This window comes from Scytonema sp. NUACC21, assembly GCF_054684315.1.
In genome coordinates, this window is sequence record NZ_BAAFZH010000077.1 from 53224 (window position 1) to 71222 (window position 17999).

15 protein-coding genes and 1 pseudogene are annotated in these 17999 nt (G+C 41.3%); 9 read left to right on the forward strand and 7 right to left on the reverse strand.

Annotated features, from left to right (window positions below):
• Positions 1–216: 216 nt before the first annotated feature.
• The gene (locus ACYRY3_RS16330; RefSeq protein ID WP_460202681.1) at positions 217–690 is read left to right on the forward strand and encodes a cupin domain-containing protein; all 474 of its coding nucleotides are present in this window, start codon (positions 217–219) and stop codon (positions 688–690) included.
• A gap of 63 nt (positions 691–753) precedes the next feature.
• The gene (locus ACYRY3_RS16335) at positions 754–1464 is read left to right on the forward strand and encodes a TIGR04283 family arsenosugar biosynthesis glycosyltransferase (RefSeq protein ID WP_460202682.1); all 711 of its coding nucleotides are present in this window, start codon (positions 754–756) and stop codon (positions 1462–1464) included.
• 182 nt (positions 1465–1646) lie between these two features.
• Here the strand turns inward: ACYRY3_RS16335 and ACYRY3_RS16340 are convergent, their stop codons facing one another.
• The 3 genes from ACYRY3_RS16340 to ACYRY3_RS16350 all read right to left on the reverse strand — a co-directional run bounded on the left by ACYRY3_RS16340 (position 1647) and on the right by ACYRY3_RS16350 (position 4391).
• On the reverse strand, positions 1647–2624 hold the full coding sequence (locus ACYRY3_RS16340; RefSeq protein WP_460202683.1) for a hypothetical protein: 978 nt from the start codon (positions 2622–2624) through the stop codon (positions 1647–1649).
• A gap of 658 nt (positions 2625–3282) precedes the next feature.
• Positions 3283–3864 carry a hypothetical protein gene (locus ACYRY3_RS16345; protein ID WP_460202684.1) on the reverse strand — a complete coding sequence of 194 codons (582 nt, stop codon included), beginning with the start codon at positions 3862–3864 and terminating at the stop codon, positions 3283–3285.
• Between the two features lie 35 nt (positions 3865–3899).
• Complete coding sequence (locus tag ACYRY3_RS16350) at positions 3900–4391, reverse strand: hypothetical protein (protein ID WP_460202685.1); 492 nt, start codon at positions 4389–4391, stop codon at positions 3900–3902.
• A 667-nt stretch (positions 4392–5058) separates the two neighbouring features.
• Between ACYRY3_RS16350 and ACYRY3_RS16355 the strand changes: the two genes are divergently transcribed.
• The 4 genes from ACYRY3_RS16355 to ACYRY3_RS16370 all read left to right on the forward strand — a co-directional run bounded on the left by ACYRY3_RS16355 (position 5059) and on the right by ACYRY3_RS16370 (position 11043).
• Positions 5059–6498 carry a sensor histidine kinase gene (locus ACYRY3_RS16355; RefSeq protein ID WP_460202686.1) on the forward strand — a complete coding sequence of 480 codons (1440 nt, stop codon included), beginning with the start codon at positions 5059–5061 and terminating at the stop codon, positions 6496–6498.
• 396 nt (positions 6499–6894) lie between these two features.
• Entirely contained in the window at positions 6895–7566 is a 672-nt protein-coding gene (locus ACYRY3_RS16360; protein WP_460202687.1) for a hypothetical protein, read from the forward strand.
• Between the two features lie 46 nt (positions 7567–7612).
• Complete coding sequence (locus tag ACYRY3_RS16365; protein WP_460202688.1) at positions 7613–9589, forward strand: P-loop NTPase fold protein; 1977 nt, start codon at positions 7613–7615, stop codon at positions 9587–9589.
• Between the two features lie 2 nt (positions 9590–9591).
• Positions 9592–11043: a DUF1802 family protein gene (locus tag ACYRY3_RS16370; protein ID WP_460202689.1), complete on the forward strand. Its 1452-nt coding sequence runs from the start codon at positions 9592–9594 to the stop codon at positions 11041–11043.
• Positions 11044–11397: 354 nt separating this feature from the next.
• Here the strand turns inward: ACYRY3_RS16370 and ACYRY3_RS16375 are convergent, their stop codons facing one another.
• The 3 genes and pseudogenes from ACYRY3_RS16375 to ACYRY3_RS16385 all read right to left on the reverse strand — a co-directional run.
• On the reverse strand, positions 11398–12501 hold the full coding sequence (locus tag ACYRY3_RS16375; protein ID WP_460202690.1) for an RNA ligase family protein: 1104 nt from the start codon (positions 12499–12501) through the stop codon (positions 11398–11400).
• A gap of 311 nt (positions 12502–12812) precedes the next feature.
• Positions 12813–13319, reverse strand: a complete 507-nt coding sequence (locus tag ACYRY3_RS16380) for a cupin domain-containing protein (RefSeq protein ID WP_460202691.1) — start codon at positions 13317–13319, stop codon at positions 12813–12815.
• 169 nt (positions 13320–13488) lie between these two features.
• Positions 13489–14163, reverse strand: a pseudogene (locus tag ACYRY3_RS16385) (glucose-6-phosphate isomerase); the annotation flags it as partial.
• An 11-nt stretch (positions 14164–14174) separates the two neighbouring features.
• Between ACYRY3_RS16385 and ACYRY3_RS16390 the strand changes: the two are divergent.
• From ACYRY3_RS16390 to argB, 3 genes are all read left to right on the forward strand, one after another.
• A complete protein-coding gene (locus ACYRY3_RS16390) occupies positions 14175–15176 on the forward strand; it encodes a hypothetical protein (RefSeq protein ID WP_460202692.1) in 1002 nt (333 codons plus the stop codon).
• Positions 15177–15646: 470 nt separating this feature from the next.
• Positions 15647–16192, forward strand: coding sequence for a shikimate kinase (locus ACYRY3_RS16395; protein WP_460202693.1), 546 nt, complete (start codon positions 15647–15649; stop codon positions 16190–16192).
• 88 nt (positions 16193–16280) lie between these two features.
• Positions 16281–17174, forward strand: a complete 894-nt coding sequence (gene argB, locus ACYRY3_RS16400; protein ID WP_460202694.1) for an acetylglutamate kinase — start codon at positions 16281–16283, stop codon at positions 17172–17174.
• Positions 17175–17251: 77 nt separating this feature from the next.
• Here argB and ACYRY3_RS16405 read toward each other — a convergent pair whose 3' ends face one another.
• On the reverse strand, positions 17252–17710 hold the full coding sequence (locus tag ACYRY3_RS16405) for a hypothetical protein (RefSeq protein ID WP_460202695.1): 459 nt from the start codon (positions 17708–17710) through the stop codon (positions 17252–17254).
• Positions 17711–17999: the final 289 nt, after the last annotated feature.

Here is a 17999-nt window from a genome sequence, read left to right on the forward strand (position 1 = left end):
AATAGCTCACCGCGATAGGTGAGTTCTTTTTCTATCAACGCCTTTCCTGACCAGCAGATAAGGTAAGGCTAGCTTAGAAGCCAAAAAACATCAGGGATTTAAACGGATAATAAGCTACTCGTTATTGATTTGAAACAAAAATCTCTCACTTCTGAGGGTTAAAATTGCCCTTTGATAGTCGGAAAACTTAACAATAGAAACTCTAATGAGATGCATATGACATTACCTATTAAAGAAATAGTATTAGCGCCAGGAGAAGGCGATCGCCTTACCATTGGCAATAGCGAAGTCACATTCAAAGCAGTTGGATCTGATACTGACGGTCATGTAGGTATATTTGAAAACTTAATACAACCAGGAGGAACAGCGCCAGGACCGCATATTCACCGCCACATTGAAGAGATGTTTTATGTGTTGGAGGGAGAAGTTGAGATTTTAGTTGGCGAGCGAAAAGTACAAGGTCAACCAGGGGCTTTTGTGCTGGTTCCTCGCGGTACTCCTCATGCATTTGCCAATCTGGGAACAACACCAGCAAAGTTACTTATAATGTTTTCTCCTGGAGGAGAGCGCGAAAAATATTTTCAGGGTTTAGCAGAACTGATAAAAGATGGTCAAAAGCCAAAGAAAGAAGATTTACTGGATTTGATGCGACGATTCGACCAAGAACCAGTAGAAATAGAGGAAAAATAAAGATTGAGCCTGTTGTCTACCTATAATCTTTTAATCTTTGATTTGGGTAGGATAAGTTCACTTATGGCTCATGAAAGAATTTCTATAATCATTCCAGTTCTTAATGAGGAAGAAAATATTAAGCAAACCTTAGCTAGTAGCATCCCAAATACAAACGTAGAAGTCATTGTTGTAGATGGCGGGTCAACAGATACCACGGTCTCAATTGTTCAATCCTTAGGTGTTAAAGTCTTATCAGCTCCTCCCGGTCGTGCTTGTCAAATGAATGTGGGTGCTTTAGTGGCAACAGGCGAGATTCTGCTGTTTCTGCATAGCGATACATGGTTACCTCCTGGGTTTGATGAAATGGTTCGCACTGCGTTGAAGCCTCTGAAGCAAAAATGTGAAAGCGCTCCTGTAGGTGGTGCGTTTGCATTGCGAATCAATTCACCTTTAGCAAGTTTGCGGTTAGTTGAGTGGGGAGTGAATTTGCGATCGCGCTTTTTACAAATGCCCTACGGGGATCAAGCCATTTTTCTGAAAGCGGAGACATTTCACAAAATGGGTGGCTTTCCCGATCTACCGATTATGGAAGATTTTGAATTGATGCGTCGATTGAGAGGCACCGGAACTATTGCGATCGTTCAAACACCTGTTGTCACCTCAGCACGTAAGTGGCTAAAAAGAGGTGTTCTTCAAACTACGCTCATCAATCAAATAATTATTTTTGCTTACTTATTGGGAGTTTCACCCCTGCGGCTTGTAAACTGGTATCGCCGACAATACTCTCGCTAAAATACGTTCATTTTAGCGGGCATGGGCGGGAAACGCTGGTTTAGTGCTTGAGAATGATTCTGGGCAAGCACAACTGGTGAGTACAGAATCTCTAGCAAGGCTATTTAAATCATTTCAGAATCATATTGAGTGTGTCTTCTTGAACGCATATTATTCAGAAAATCAAGCTGCAGAATGGAATATTAAGACCGTGAATGCACAATAGCAATATCTTGAAGAATGCTCTCATCTCCTCGATGATGGGCAGCTTGCCTCACTCTTTGCCACAGCTCGTTATTCTCTCGGTAAATGCTTAAGGCTGCGATCGCATCTTTTGCATCCGTACTTTTGCCCTTTTCTACCAATGATATAAGAAACTCCAAAGCAGAATCTTGTCGCAGCATGGCGATCGCGAGTAGTCCAGTCCGACGCAGTTGTACGTTATTTGTTTGTTCCCACCAACTTTTGAGAATTGGGAATGCGTCATTGATTCGAGATTCACCCAATGCCAAAGCTGCAAGCTCGCAAACTTGTTCTTCTGGTGTAATGAGAAAACTTGCAATTAAAGGCAGTGACTGGACGGGAGCAAGTTGCAATAAACCAGTGAAACATTCTGAGAGAACTTGAGGAGCCTTATCACCCATACGGACTTTTAAACGCAGCAATGGCACACCTTGAGGATTTGCAGTGTAAGCGATGGCTTTAGCTGCTGCAACCCTTGCCTCTGGTTTGGGATCGGCTAACAAATCAGCCAATTCATTCATGACATCTGGATAGTTCATCCTTACCAAACCTAGAGCACATATTCCACGTAGAATCGCAGCTGTATCTTCCTTTCCTCCCCAAACAGGCTCCATTTGTATATGACGAATGCCTTGAAGAAAAACGTTTTCCTCACTGTATTCCAAACGGTAGAGTGTTTCCGCTATCTCCTTTTTAGCCAGACAACCTTGGTCTGTTTCTGCGGGCTTGACCATCATTCGCTCAAAAGCTGCTACAAGGTCGGGTATCAACGAAGCGATTGCCAGCTCTCCCACCATCTTTGCTGCGCGAGCAATGGCAACAGAATACTTGCTTTTGATAACTTGGCGCAGAGTGGCGAGGGCTGCTTCATCTATGGGGTTTTCCCGAATTTGAGTCAGGATAGATAAGGTGTCTTCAAGCTTGCGCGATTTTGCCATATGTTCTCCTAGCTCCTTTGGTTGTAACTCTTACTACAGCTTCAACAATGTCAGAATAAGTTGATGGTCAGTTGCCTTCGTCATTATAAGTATACTTGTACTATTTTCAAGACGCGATCTCATTTTATTAGCAATAAAAAAAGCGCTTCGAGAACGAAGCGCTGTAGCTGGTCTTTATTAAGCACTCATAACAGACCGAGCAAGAACCTAAATCTTAATAACCTTAGCCGTTGATAGCAGAACCCTCTCCCCATCTCCCCCTCTCCCCATCTCCCCATCTGCCTTAATGATAAGTCTTTACCCGGACATGATATGACTTCCTCAAAGGGGCTTGTCCTCTCAAAAATTTAGAGTAGAAATTGCGTCCTGCTTTTGCTTTTCAGTTACGCTAAGATAGGTCTCAAGAGCAGCCAAAGTACGATAACCACTGATTGATTGAATGTGCTGCAATAGTACACCAGTATGGCTCATCCTGGTCAGTAGTTAACAAAAATAAACAGTAATTCCTTAATTGCTTTAACGCGATCGTATCTTCAGGATATGAAGCGGGATACATCTAACAAGAAGTTGTAGAGACGCGCCATGGCGCGTCTGCCATAATGCGTCTCTACATTTCTAAAATTCCTACAAACAATCTTTAACCGAACTCTATAGAGAATTAACGGTAATTTCTATTCCTTGGGTCGTCGTAGTAATCTTGGTCAGCAGGGTCACCATAAGGGTCTTGATTAGCTGCAAAGGGGTTATCGTAACTCTGGTCACCGGGGTCACCGTAAGGGTCTTGGCTGGCTGGAATGGGTCTGCCGTAATACTCTTGGTCAGCGGGGTCACCATAGGGGTCTTGACTGGCTGGAGTGAGGTTACCATACTGCCCGTAAGCATCAACGGGGTCACCGTAGGGGTCTTGGCTGGCTGGAGTGAGGTTACCATACTGCCCGTAAGCATCAGCGGGGTCACCGTAGGGGTCTTGACTGGCTGGAGTGAGGTTACCATACTGCCCGTAAGCATCAGCGGGGTCGCCGTAGGGGTCTTGGCTGGCTGGAGTCACATTACCGTATTGCCCGTAAGCATCAGCGGGGTCGCCATAGGGGTCTTGACTGGCTGGAGTCACATTACCGTATTGCCCGTAGGTGTCAGCAGGGTCACCATAGGGGTCTTCATTTGCAGGACGTACTTGACGGTCATCTTCATCCGATCCAACAAACAAATCCCTCGCCTTGCGGAAAAAATCGTCTACCATAACCTATCTCCTTAAATTCTTTTCAATTCGTTCCCTTAGTACACTTCTTGTGGAACAACGTCAGTTAAAGTCCGACCTGTACTGCGTCCGTTGTAGCCTTGGAAATCTTGATAGCGTCGTGCTTCAGACTCTGGAACTCGAATTCCTCCTTCAGGAGGCGTTACCCAGTGAGGACGACCTTGAGCATCGCGATAGTAAACACGCCCATTCTTAGAAAGGTAGTACTTGCCTTGGGGTCCAGCACCCTGTGCATTCTTGCGTTGATTGTAAATATAGTAAAGGGCAGCAGCACCCGCCAAAATTGCCACTTTCTGTCCCGTTGATAATCCCCTTCTTGCTTGTTGTGGTGCGTTTGCAGGACCGGGATAATTCACATTTCTACCACTTACAGTATCGTCAATAGGTGGTGCTGAAGATTGTGAACCTCCACCACCGCAGCTACTCAGAACTGGAACTGTTAACAATGCCGAAAGAAAAACAGCTGTTGGGAGAGAAGCTAGTTTGCGCTTTAAGAAATTTATGTTCATAGTGTTTTTTTCAATCGCCTTGCATTTGTTAAATGTCCTGCTGTTGTAACAACAGTGTTCAAGTTCCTGCTACTTGTGGTGGGATTAAAAGAACAATTGCCGCTCGTTTACAACAGCACAAGTAAACTCTTTGATTGCAATGGTGATGTAGTTTTTCAATTGCTCCATCTTGCCTTTGAAAGAAGTTGCATTCCCCCACAGGAAATATGCAAACTTCCAGGTGGGTATAGGCTGCATCAAGCAAAAACGCTTTCACCTCCTGCTAAGACATTTCTAAAACTAGATGAAACCCACAACGAAACCTGTAATTGATTAGTGACTTCCAGATAAAAAAATATTTGACTTTCTCTTGTGGTGCGGGATTGACGCCCGCCAATTATACAAAAGGGGGGAGGACGCCCGTTCCACAAGATGGATAATCTATTTCTTGAAAATTTATTAGTATTTTAGTACTAACACCGCAAATAGATACTCTCGAAATCTTTTGAGAATGTTCACCGTTAAAAACTGTTGGCAAAAATTTGAGGAGCAAAGTTTCCGTAATTTTACAGGTGACAATAATACTTAATAGTTATATTCTGAAGATTTAGCTATTAAAAAATTAGAATCGTTTGACAACGCTAAGGTAAATTTCGAGTTTTTTCAATGTGTGAAGAAGGGTTTTCTAATGAAATGGAATATTGAAAGAAAAACCATAATAGGACTCGGTTTAGCATCAACAGTTGTAGTTACTATCAATGCAGTTTACCGCATCTCATTCAACCAATATAGAGAAACTTCTGCTGGGGCGCTCCACAATAACCAAGTGCTACATTATTTGAAAAAAACTCTTGTACAATTAAAAGATATTGAAATTGAACAACAAATATATGTCATTACAGGAAAAGAGCAATACTTAAGTCCGTACTATAATGAAGTTGTTTCAATCGATCGCAGTATTCAAGAACTAAAGAGACTAACGGCAGATAATCCGCATCAACAGCGCCGGATTGTATCTTTAGAACCTCTTATTAGACAACATTTAACAGTTATAAAAAAGATAATTGATTTACGACGCCAACAGGGATTTTTGGTAACGCAAAAGTTTATTGAAACAAACAAAGAAAAGAATTTGATAGAACGTGTCTGGCTATTAGTAGGTGAAATGGAGGATGAAGAAAATAAGCTGCTGAGAGAGAGGTTAGAAAAGGAAAAAAAAGAAGCTCAAAGGGACAATATTTTTTGCGTTATTGGAACTATTTTCAATATTTTCATATTTTTTCTAATTCTTTTAGCTATCGATGGGGAAATACAAAAGCGTAAGAATATACAAGCTAAACTATTAAAGGCTAATGAAGAATTAGAACGAAAAGTACAACAACGCACATTTGATATCACACAAGCTTTGGAGACAGAAAGAGAACTCAGCCTACTCAAATCCCAAATTGTTGCTATTATTTCTCATGAGTACCGTACTCCATTGACGACTATTTTATCTTCTGCTGAATTACTTCAACATTATGGTTGTAAATGGTCTGAAGAAAAGAAACTAAGCCATTTCACTCGCATTCAAAAAACTGCTCAACATATGGCTAAGTTAGTTGATGATATGCTATTGCTTGGTAAAGCAGAAACTCGCCAAATACAATTAAATCCCTCTTCATTGAAGTTAAAGCAATTTTGCTTGGACATGATAGACCAGATGATAGCGGGTACCTCAAGGGAAATTTCTATAGAGTTTGAGTATCAAGGAATTGATAACTATGCAGAATTAGACGAAACACTCTTACGACAAATACTTGCTAATTTGCTTTCAAATGCCATCAAATATTCCCCTAGCAAGTGCATAGTTCAATTGAAGGTTCAATGTCTTGATGGAATTGCTCAGCTCTGGATTAAAGATTTTGGTATTGGTATTCCAGAAGCAGAACTTTCAAAAATCTTCGAGTTCTTTTACCGAGCTAGTAATGTCGGTACCGTTTCTGGAACGGGTTTGGGATTGGCTATTGTCAAAAAGTGTGTGGACTTGCACAGAGGTACTATTTTTGTAGAAAGCATTTTGAATCAAGAAACCACCTTTACCGTCACACTACCATGCATACAGACCCTCAGTGCTTGGTACAAATAAAGTTAGCTGGTTAAGATTGTCCTTTGTCATTTGTCATTAGTTATTTGTAAGGGCTATCTCATATCTTGCACCATCGCCTTATTGCAAAAGTAAAAGCCCAAAAAGCAAATTATTTCGTAGGGTGGGCACTGCCCACCAGCTATTATTGAGAAAATTATAGGCTAAAAAGCTTATTGTTTCGTAGGTAGGGCTATGCCGCACGTCTACTAAATGAAAAGGTGCAAGATGTCAGTTCAGCTACTTGCTTAGTTGGGATACACGTAAGTAACTTCGAGTTGTGGGTAGGGCACTACTCGAGATTTTTCAGTATTTTCCCAAGAGTGGAACAGTCAGCGCCAAAACTATACTGGTTCTGGCAAAGACAATCATTATTTTAAGTTAAAAAAGCCACAAATTATGGAAATCCAAGCTAAGACTCGTCTCCTTCTTGCACTATGGGATTTGGGAGGGGCAAAACAAGAAGTGAAGAAAGGCGAACTGACAAAACGTATTGTATCAAAAACCAGAAAAGTAGCTGATTATCAGGGTGTTTTTACTGAATTGCAGACTCAGGGCGCGATCGCTATCTCTAAAACAGGGTTTACTCTGGTATCTCCCAAAGGTTTAGAAGTTTTGGGTGAAGGTTTGAAAAGCCCGGATTTCAAGTTTGAAGGAACCATTGTCGGTACGTGGACAGCGAATGCACTCCTTAAATGGATCGGTCAGACAAATGGTGTAGTGAGTTCTAAGGCTGTATCAACGAATGGCTTTAAGAGTGCGATATCTTCTAGTGTTGATAAAGCGATCGCATCTTACGACACCTTTAAGCCAGTAGCGTTACAAGTCTATGACCAGCTTAACCGCGACTATAACTTGAATGATTTAGTACCAATTTATCGGATAAGACGGGAGATTGGCGATCGCATTAGCCGTTCTGATTTCAATGAGTGGCTGCTAGAGATGCAGCAGAAGGACATTTTACAGCTAATGGCAGGAGAAATGCGAGATATCACTCCGGATAAACGTGAGGATTCAATCACCATCCCTGGAGGCGGACTGCGTTACTACGCTAAGCTTTTAAATTCCTAATTTGTTTTGAATCCTTATGTAGATCCTTACCTCAGATTAAAACACTATGAACAGTTCAGCTGTTTCACCAATAGAAGCCGTCAACATCGCCATCCAAAGCTACAATCCATTTATTAACGTCGGCATCGTCAAAGAACAAGATGTCTGGGGAAAGGGATTCCCTGATGTGCCAACCTTAAATGCTCACGCTTCTGATACAGTTTTTCAGGCTATTAAACTGGTGGGAACCAGTCTATCTAGTCAAGAAAAGGTAACATCAATAGCCATAACTGCTGCACAGGGAGTGGGTAAAACTCACATCCTCAGTCGCATTCGTCATCAGCTCAAAGCCGATGGAAGTGCTTTGTTCGTTTATGCAGGAGTAAATAATTATACAGATTTAAACCTAGTTAAGTACCAATTCCAGCAAACTTTAGCAGATAGTCTCAGCAACACTGGTAGCCAAGGGGTAATGCAGTGGCAGGAAGTGGCGGCAGCGATGGCAAACGAAGGCTTTAAAGCCATCGATTCCAATTTTCCGAGTCTTTCTCCGAAAGTACTGGTTGAACGATTTGACAGAGTATGTGCAACTTGGTCAGCTAAGAACAGGAATTTAATGGATAGGCTGACGAAAGAAGTTCTCAAAACAAAACCCAACGCAGACCCCTATATTGTCCGGGCAATTTTGTGGACTCTTTCAGAAACTCAGGCATCTTTTGCCATTAAATGGTTATCTAGCAACGAGTTAGCCTACTCTAATGCTGAGGCTCTGGGATTACCTAATCCTAGTAAAACTAATCAAGATAGAGAAGCTGAAGCCCTAAAGACTGTTCAGCAAATACTGAATTTGGTGAGTTACTATAACCCCATCGTTATTTGTTTTGACGAAATAGACGTAGAAAATAACTGTAATGCTGATGGGTTTACCACTCCACAGGTCATTGCTGATTTAGTTAAGCGTCTACATGATACTCTCGAGCACCCAGAACTCGGTCGAGGGGTTGTCATTCTTACAGTTATGATGCCTGATACATGGATTCATAAGGTAGATTTGATGCCCGCAGGTATACCAGATAGAATTTCAAAATATACTCAACGCAAACCGATAGATTTAAAATCACTTGGTAGTGATTCTATGGTTGAATTAGTCACTTTGTGGCTGAAAGAGTTTTACAAGGCGAAGAACTTAATCCCTCCTAATCCTTTTTATCCATTTGAAGAGACTGAATTGAGAAAGTTTGGTAAAAATCAACTAACTGTAAGGGAAGCTTTGAGATGGTGTGCAGAGAATTTTAAAGTTTCAGAAGAGATATTACCAGAAGACCCACATGAGCGATTTCAGATTGCATTGCAGAGAGAAAGGAAGGTTGAGCGTGGAAATTATATAGAGGATAATTTCCTAATCGCTAATGTACTACAATTTAGCTTTCAGACATTAAAAGGAGAAAAATTGGAGGGTGAGACTTCTACAGGTGAAAAGTTGAATGGAATAAAAATTGAAGAAGTCATCGAAGTACCGCAAAAATCACCTAATAATGGCTACATCAATTTTAAAGTGGTTGCTAAAGAAGAAGAAAAAGATATAAAGATTGGAGTAGCTGTCATTCAACCGCCTAAATTGTTACTATCAGGATTAAATCGGTTAACTGAATATCATAAGTTTGATATAACCCGTGGTTGCTTGCTACGCTCTAAATCTAAAAAAGTTAAGAAGAAAGGAGAAACTTATAAGTTGCTTGAACACTTCATATCAACCTTAGGTGGAGAATGGGTGGATTTAAAAGCAGAGGAAATCAGACAACTCATTGACGTTTATTTTATTTACAAAAAGCGTGAATACTATCAACTCAACGATGAGCAAATTCTGAAGTTTGCTCAACCCTTAACTCGAGAAAATCCTTTACTACTAGAAATTTTAAGTGCTCCTTCGGGTCAAATCGATAACGAGACTATTGAGGGAGAAGAACTATTAAACGACTTCCTCAACCCATCTAATATTGAGAACACAGACAACTCAGATGATCTGAGTGAGTTGTTGAACTAACCATGAGTCAATCAATTTTGCTTCAAACAGCTCTTTGTTTACCTGCTCCTGATATTGAAGCATTAATCCAAGGGCAAATGATTGCTGCAATGCCTCAGAATTTTATCAATCCGGGTCAGCAATTTGCTTTATATCCAACGAATATCTCTATTAACTTATTACCTTCTGAGCGGTACTACCGCTCAGGTTTTTTACCTATTGCCCAAAAAGTTTTTGTAAACTTAGGTTCTGAGAAAGTTGTGATTAAAGCCTGGGCTAAATGCGAAGGCTGCAAAACGCATATTCCTGAATCATTCGAGGCTTTGTCACAATTAACCGTTTGGACAAAAGAAGCATTACAGCAAGCACTTGGGAAACGACCTCATATTTTTATTGCTTACTTACGGGTTTATCAGCTACTTGAACTGTGTGAAATTCCGGTGCAAGCACAAAGCCGTCAGTTTGTTCCTTTACCTCATTCTTTGAGTGTTTCTGAAGCAAACCCTGTGTTGAGCGATCGCATCTTTGCCATCCGCAAACAGCAGTTAGAAACACGCCAACCACCAGAACACCCTGAGTTAGAAGAATTGCAAAGCGATTTAGCACGGCTGTCTCAAACAAACTCATCTGCTAAGAAGCTAGAGGAACATATCAAAATATTTCTTGGTTGGAGTAGCGAACAATCGACAGATTTTGTAAATTCGGATTTCGTTTGGATTCAGAAAATCGCTGAAGTCGGTAATTCTAGCGACGGATATACTTTTGAAAAATTAGTCCGTCAAGGGTTGCTGAAATTAGGCTTTACAGGTTCGGGGCTTGCTCCTGACTCAGTTGGTGGAGCAGGTGGGATGGATTTTTATTGTGAATATCCTTACCCAATGGTAGGAGAATGCAAAGCCACAAAATCAGAAAAGGTTTCTGATGGAACTCCCGCACAGCTGCTCAAAATTGGCATGAATCATTTAGGCAAAACTCAGTACGATGGTTCCATTAAATTAATAGTAGCCGCAGGAGAACTGACTGCATACGCGCTTAGAACCGCTACCCAAAACGAAATGAATGTTATTAGACCTGAAACTTTACAAAGACTAGTTGAAATGCAAGCACAGTACCCAGGTTCTATCAACTTGTTAGAACTAAAGCAGTGTTTACAGAAAGAGCCTTTTGGGTTATCTGATGATAAAGTAAATCGCTATATTGATAAAGTTTATCAAGATATCAAGCTGCGATCGCACATTGTGAAAATATTAAAAGATTATTTAGGAGCTACCAAATACGAGCGTGCTGGGGTAGAAGCACTACATGGTGTCTATGCAATTTCTCATCCCCCTCAACCATTAAAATCTAGAGAACTGCATGAAATTCTTGTTGAGCTTTCATCACCCTTAACAGGTTACGTGGGACGCATTCCAGGAGAAGATTGGAGACGCGATCGCTTTTACTTCCTGCGAGACTTACCAATAGTTCAACCTTAATTTTATCTCTCTTCTTGTATGCTGCCTGTTGGGGTACCTTTTTGCGATCGATTCGCTACAGCATAGCGGCAAATCGCAGATGAAGATTGTGTTGGGTTTCGTTGCTCAACCCAACCTACGTTGGATGGTACTGATGAAGATTGTGTTGGGTTTCTGATGAAGATTGTGTTGGGTTTCGTTCCTCAACCCAACCTACGTTGGATGGTGCTTTTCGGGCTAATGTGTAGCTTCCAATTTAAAGGATGTTTGTTAAGCCATATTTGCTCCAAACCTGCTTCCTATAAATTGAGAGACTTTAAAACCCCCATTCCCTCGTAGGGAAGGGGGGTAGGGGGGTTAGGTCGAGACAACGCATCAAACCCTTCTTGTTTCTCTTTGGAAATAATTTTTCAACAAATTACGTACTTCTGTCTGAATAAATCTCAGCAAATGATTTTTTTCTTGTTGGGTCATTTTCTGCAACAACTCACTTTGATTTTCCCTCAGTTGCTCAAAAATATCCTGAATAAAAAGATTGAATAATTCTCCCGATTTGCTTTTTTCTCTTGGTTGGGTATAGCCTATTTTGGAAATTGCATTTTGCAAACGATTGTTTGTAATGAGATTGAATGCTTCCCATTGCAAAGTTTCTAAGTTATCTTGCTTGTTAAATGATTGACCTTCAGACCATTTTTCTGCTAAGTGAAATCGTCTATCTTCGGCAAATTCAGGAATTTTGTGTTTGACAACAGGTCTGATTTTCCCTTTGGGGGTATCCACATAGATGGTTTTCAGGGGTTTGATAACAACTCCCTCTGCTTTATTTTCTTGATTGAGTGGCGGTAAATTTAGCAATTGGGGAATTGTTGATTCAAAACCAATTGGAAAAGCCATTGCTTCAGTATACTTACCACGAAAAAGCGGTATGGCGTAAAGAATCCCAACTTCCTGCAGGATATCCATAACTTCGTCATAATCCAGGTAAGTACGGGGTACTTTATCAGCACCGTATTCAATGGCAATATCAAAAGCACAAAATTCTATGGAGGGAGAATAGTAAATACCTGTCTGGACGGGTTGAGCAGATAAATCGGGTGTAACATCGGGGTGGGGATAAGTACCTCCGAATAACTCCCCATAAATGAATATACGACTAATTTGAGAATGTTTGCGTTGAGCGGTCTGCGAAGGCAGTAGGGAAGCGATCGCAAAAACGCGTTTTACATTATGGCTTAATTTTGGCAGCAGTGTTTGATAATTAAAAAAGCTTTCTCCTGCATCTAGAAATTTTTTGCGATTGGCACAGCGAATGACCTCGCCATCAGTGATAAAACAGAAATTTGCCCCATGAATCTTCTCTGTCACCACCCAATCTGTTTTTCCCAGCAAGCGATACCCTGCTTCATCAAGTTGCCAGCGACTCAAAGACTCATCAATCTTCTCATAGCTGGTAAAAGTCCAATTCTTTGAGGTATCCATAGTTGGAACAACCAATCATATCATGTCCGGGTAAAGACTTATCATTAAGGCAGATGGGGGGAGGGGGAGATGGGGAGAGGGGGAGCGGGTTTTCCGGTTTTTGCACAGATTGTTTAATCATAACTAATTAACCGGACTTAAAATCACAATCAAAAAAATAGGTGGGCATTAGCCCTACCTACGTTAGATTTGCTTTAGCTATAAGCCCAAACTGGATTTCAGGCAAAATTATTTAACAAAATTATTTATTTACAGCAAATTACAACGCGGAGGAGGTACAGATTGTTGTGAGGGCAAACAGCCGTTTGCCCCTACCGATGTACTTCATTTACCTGAAATGTGCTGTATCCAACCTGTGTTGGTGTTGCTGCAACTGTCTCTATGTTTTTTGCTGCATCCAAGTTTCTTAAGGCTGCTTGTGCTGCTTCCAAGTCATAAGGAAATGGTGCCTTTTGAGGAACATAGTCCCGTTCATAAGGTGGTTTGTGACGCAGTACGGCGTTTACCAAAACCACGGTTTCCGAACTCAGATTGATTGCCCCATGTAGGACACCTGGTGGAATTATGACTACTACAGGATTGTCTTCACTTAAAGGAATATACTGATACTGTTTATTAAGCAGAGTGACGATAACAAATCGACCTTTAACGACCAGTAGTTGATCGGTGTGGGTTTTATGAACAAATAGGTCATCTATTGTATTGGGTGGAATCTGCACTAGCATCGTTTCATCACTGGCTTGTGCGGTAAAAAACTCCACCATTCCGCCCTTGCTGGATTCCAGCTTGCGGATTTCTATCCCCCGGTATTTACTCATATTAAATTCCTAAAAGAGCATCATAAAGATTGAAGCCTTATCTTCAATCTTAGATGCTCTATATTAAAAAAATGTGACTTGGAGAACAAAAAGTGACCGAGATGTGATATGTAATGCCTCCAATGTCAGTAAATCATGGTAAAGACGCCAGATGTCGTGTCTCAACAGATTAACTGATAGATACCTTTAAACTACTGGGTTGTCTGAGGTTACCGGACAGCACTACACCACGTTGATTGGCGTGTAAATGACGCACAATCTTGTAGATTGCTTCTACTTGGTCGGATGCACCTGCTTTTTCTGCAACTTGTTCCAGAGAAAGGGCTGCTTTTTCTTTTTGCAGGACTTCTACAACTCGTGTTTGCAACTCAAGAATTGCAGCGGCTGCTTTTTTACCAGCTTCTACCCCTGGTTGATGGTAGGCGTTGATGCCAACTAAGTTGCCATAAAAGCCAACTGCACGCTCGTATAAAGCAATCAGCGCCCCTACTGTGCGGGGGTTGACTTCGGGAATTGTCACGGTAATGGAATCCCGTTGGTTTTCGTAGAGCGCTTGTCGGGTTCCTTGAAGAAAACCAGATAAGTAATCCCCTGATGTAATGCCAGGTTCTAGTTCTGGAGATGAACCTTTGCGGTCTTCCAAAACTTCAATAAAGGTAACAAAGAAGTTTGCGACACCGTCACGCAACTGCTGAACGTAGGCGTGTTGGTCGGTTGAACCTTTGTTACCGTAAACAGCTATACCTTGGTGGACGATATTCCCTTGCAGGTCTTTTTCTTTACCCAAGGATTCCATCACTAGTTGTTGCAGGTAGCGGCTGAATAAAAGTAAGCTGTCCGGATAAGTTTGAATATGTGATTTGGCGATCGCTACACCTTACCCCATCTCCAGAAGTTTTGCTAAATCAAGTCATCCAGATTTTATCCCCAAACAAAGAGAGGAAAGTCGCAGAATCTTTAGAAACCCTAATTTCACAATTTATCGATTGCTTGCGTTCTTCTCGTTGTCTGATTATTTTAGATAATTTTGATTCTATTTTATATAGTAAATATATAGATTTCAGCGATCCCTTTTCTCAAAAATTAGTTAATCAAATAAGTAATAAAGAGTTTCCAGACTATTTTCTTCCTCAAATTTCCTATTACAAAGAATATGAAATTTATGGAGAAATTATTAGACGAGTCGGAGATTCGCAGCATCAAAGCTGTTTGATTTTTACAAGTCGAGAAAAACCTCGGGAAATTTCTGTTCTTGAGGGGAAAACATTGCCCGTGCGTTGTTTAAAATTAACTGGATTAAATTATACAGAAAGTCAGAAGATTTTGCAAGCTAAGGGATTGGTAGATCTTAGAGAAGATGAGTGCAAATTATTAATTGATTGGTATGCAGGCAATCCCTTATTTTTAAAATTAGTTGCTACTGCCATTCAAGAATTATTTGGTAGTAAGGTATATGATTTTTTAGAACAAGGCACTGTGGTTTTTGGAGATGTTAGAGCTATTTTAGATCGACAGTTTAATCGATTATCAAACTTAGAAAAACTGATAATGTATTGGTTAGCCCTGAATCAGGATTTAGTTTCAGTAAATCAGTTACAAAGAGATATTGTACCTAGAGTGTCACAGAGATTAGTTTTAGAAGCCATAGAATTGTTACAGAGACGTTCTCTCATTGAAAGAAAAGGCTCAAACTTTTCTCAAATCCCTATTCTGATGGAATATATAGCTGAACGATTAATTGAGGAAAATTTTAAATCTATCGGAGAAAAAGGAGGCTCACTATTAATGAGTTATACCATGTTGGAAAGCAAAATCAAGAACTATATCAGAGAAAAGCGTTTAAACTCCCAATTTTAACAATTTCGCGGAATTCCCCATCCGCCTATGCGGTGGGGATGGATAGCGGTAAAATTATGGGGTATGCGCTAAGGCGCACGCTTCGCGAACGATGCCCCGTAATTTTACTCTCTTCCTCCCGATTGGTTTTGAATGTATTGTTTGACCGTTTCTAGGGGAGGTTTGGAACGAGCCTCTTAGACTGTGGATGTTTCAGCTCTACTTCATCCTCCTTTAAGCGCAAGCAAACTGGCAGTATGAAGCAACTGGGGCAAGCGAAGCGTCAAAAGCTTAGTCGAGTAGGTGATGGGGTTCTTGAAACTCCGTCCGCCGGGAGCCGCGGAGTAGTTCATAGTAGAGTAGTTAAGGGTTAGTGGTTAGCGGTTAAGAGTTAGGAGTTAGTGGTTAGTGGTTAGTCGCTAGCACCAATAACCAATAACCAACGATCGGTGACCAATGACAAATGACCAATGACAAATGACCAATGACAAATGACCAATGACTTGTTGAAAGGGGTTAACCTCTATCTCTTAGGGATGATGGGTGCTGGTAAATCTACTGTAGGACGCTTACTGGCACAAGATCTGGGTTACGTATTTGTAGATACGGATACACTTATTGAAAAAGCAGCTGGTGGTAAATCCATAACTCAACTGTTTGAAGATGAAGGGGAAGCAGGTTTCCGCCAATTGGAAAGTCAGGTTTTGGCACAAGTGTGTGCTTTCACTAAGCTTGTGATTGCGACAGGTGGAGGTATCGTCATAAAGCAGGAAAACTGGAGTTACCTGCACCACGGCTTAATTGTTTGGCTAGATGTCCCTGTGGAAATTCTCTGTGCTCGTTTAGCAGAAGACACGACAAGACCTCTTTTACAAGATACAGATCCTCAGGAGAAGTTGCGATCGCTCCTCGAACAAAGGCAACATCTTTACTTGCAGGCTGATTTGAGAATTACGGTGACCGAAGGAGAGACTCCAGAACAAGTTGCCCTGCGAGTTTTGAACGAAATACCCAGCGTTTTGAAGCCAAGTGAGTGACCGTTAAAAGGTGGTAATTTATCTATAGCGAGTATTTTTACTACGCAAATAATTTGTAACCCGTAAAAGCGAGCAGGATAAGTATCTCATGACCCGTGAATCTGAGTACATAGGGCAAGATGCCGCCACCCGCGTACAAGTGCTCAGCGAAGCACTACCCTATATTCAACAATTTATTGGTCGCACCATTGTTGTTAAGTATGGTGGCGCTGCAATGAAAGACAGTCATCTGAAAGACAAGGTCATTCGCGACATTGTCTTCTTATCCTGCGTTGGCTTGCGACCAATTTTGGTACATGGTGGGGGACCTGAAATTAACAGTTGGTTGGATAAACTGGGCATAGAGCCTCAATTTAAAAATGGTTTGCGAGTGACCGATGCCCCTACAATGGACGTCGTAGAAATGGTTTTGGTTGGTCGAGTCAACAAAGAAATCGTTGCCTTGATCAATCAAGCAGGTGGTCTAGCGGTAGGGCTGTGTGGTAAAGATGGTAACTTAATCAAAGCTCGCCCTCAAGGTGAAGAAGGCATTGGCTTTGTAGGGGAAGTCAACAGTGTCAATATCAAAATTTTAGAGACACTGGTTAGTAATGGTTATATTCCAGTGGTGTCCAGCGTTGCAGCAGACGAGGCGGGGCAACCATATAATATCAACGCCGATACGGTAGCCGGAGAAATTGCAGCTGCATTGGGCGCAGAAAAGTTAATTTTACTGACCGATACGCGGGGAATTTTAACAGATTACAAAGACCCTTCTACCCTCATTCCCAAAGTAGATATTCAAGAAGCTAGAGAACTGATTTCAACTGGTGTTGTGAGTGGAGGCATGATTCCAAAAGTCAATTGTTGCGTCCGTTCCCTTGCACAAGGAGTACGGGCAGCACACATTATTGATGGTCGCATCCCCCACGCATTGCTTCTGGAAGTTTTTACTGACGTTGGTATCGGTACTATGCTCGTTGGTTCCCAGTTTTTACCCTGATAACACCTCCTGTAGGGTGGGCATTCCTGCCCGCTCACACTACAAGAACAGCAGTTATCAAGCCACTGGGAAACAGGTTACCAGGGGTAAGTTTTAGGATGGGTAATGATAACGCGCTGTTTCCTAATTGGAGAGTGATACGGAGAGACCCTCCTGTAATACGGCGAATAGTGATAAGGCCCGTCCTTAACAATCACAGGATTAACCAGCGTAGAATTTCTAATCTGGGGATTTACTAAAACTGGATTGACAATAGTAGAGTCAATGATCTTATATCTTCCCTGCGGGTAGGAGTAATAACCCTGTGGGTACAAATTCTGACTGTGGTTTGGTGTTAATCCTGTTACAGGGTTTACAGGTATGGGAGTGGGAATTGGGCTACCGTAGATAAAATTACCGACAGCAGGGGGCTGAGTCACTCCGTAAGTAGCTCCACGGTTAATGTCTACCCAGTTTTGGGCAGAAGCAGGTGCAGTTATGGCAGTAACTAGTGCTACTGCAAACCCCAACCCAAGTAAATTTCTTTGAAAGCACATAACTCTAAAAGTTTTTTCATAAATAAAAATATCTAATTAAGTATATCATTTCCAAGCAATCTCAGTAATCATACCCTAGTCAATCAACAGAAAAATATTCCTATCAATCGGGGGAAAACAAAAACACCTCTGTTAAGAAATATAAAATTAACCCCTACCAATGACAAATGACAAATGACACTGGACAAATGACTAATGACCAATGACTGAGGACAACCTATACCCATTAACTTTATTTGTTCCGACCTAGTTTAATGGTTGCTGCTGTTGGCACAATGAATTGAGTGCT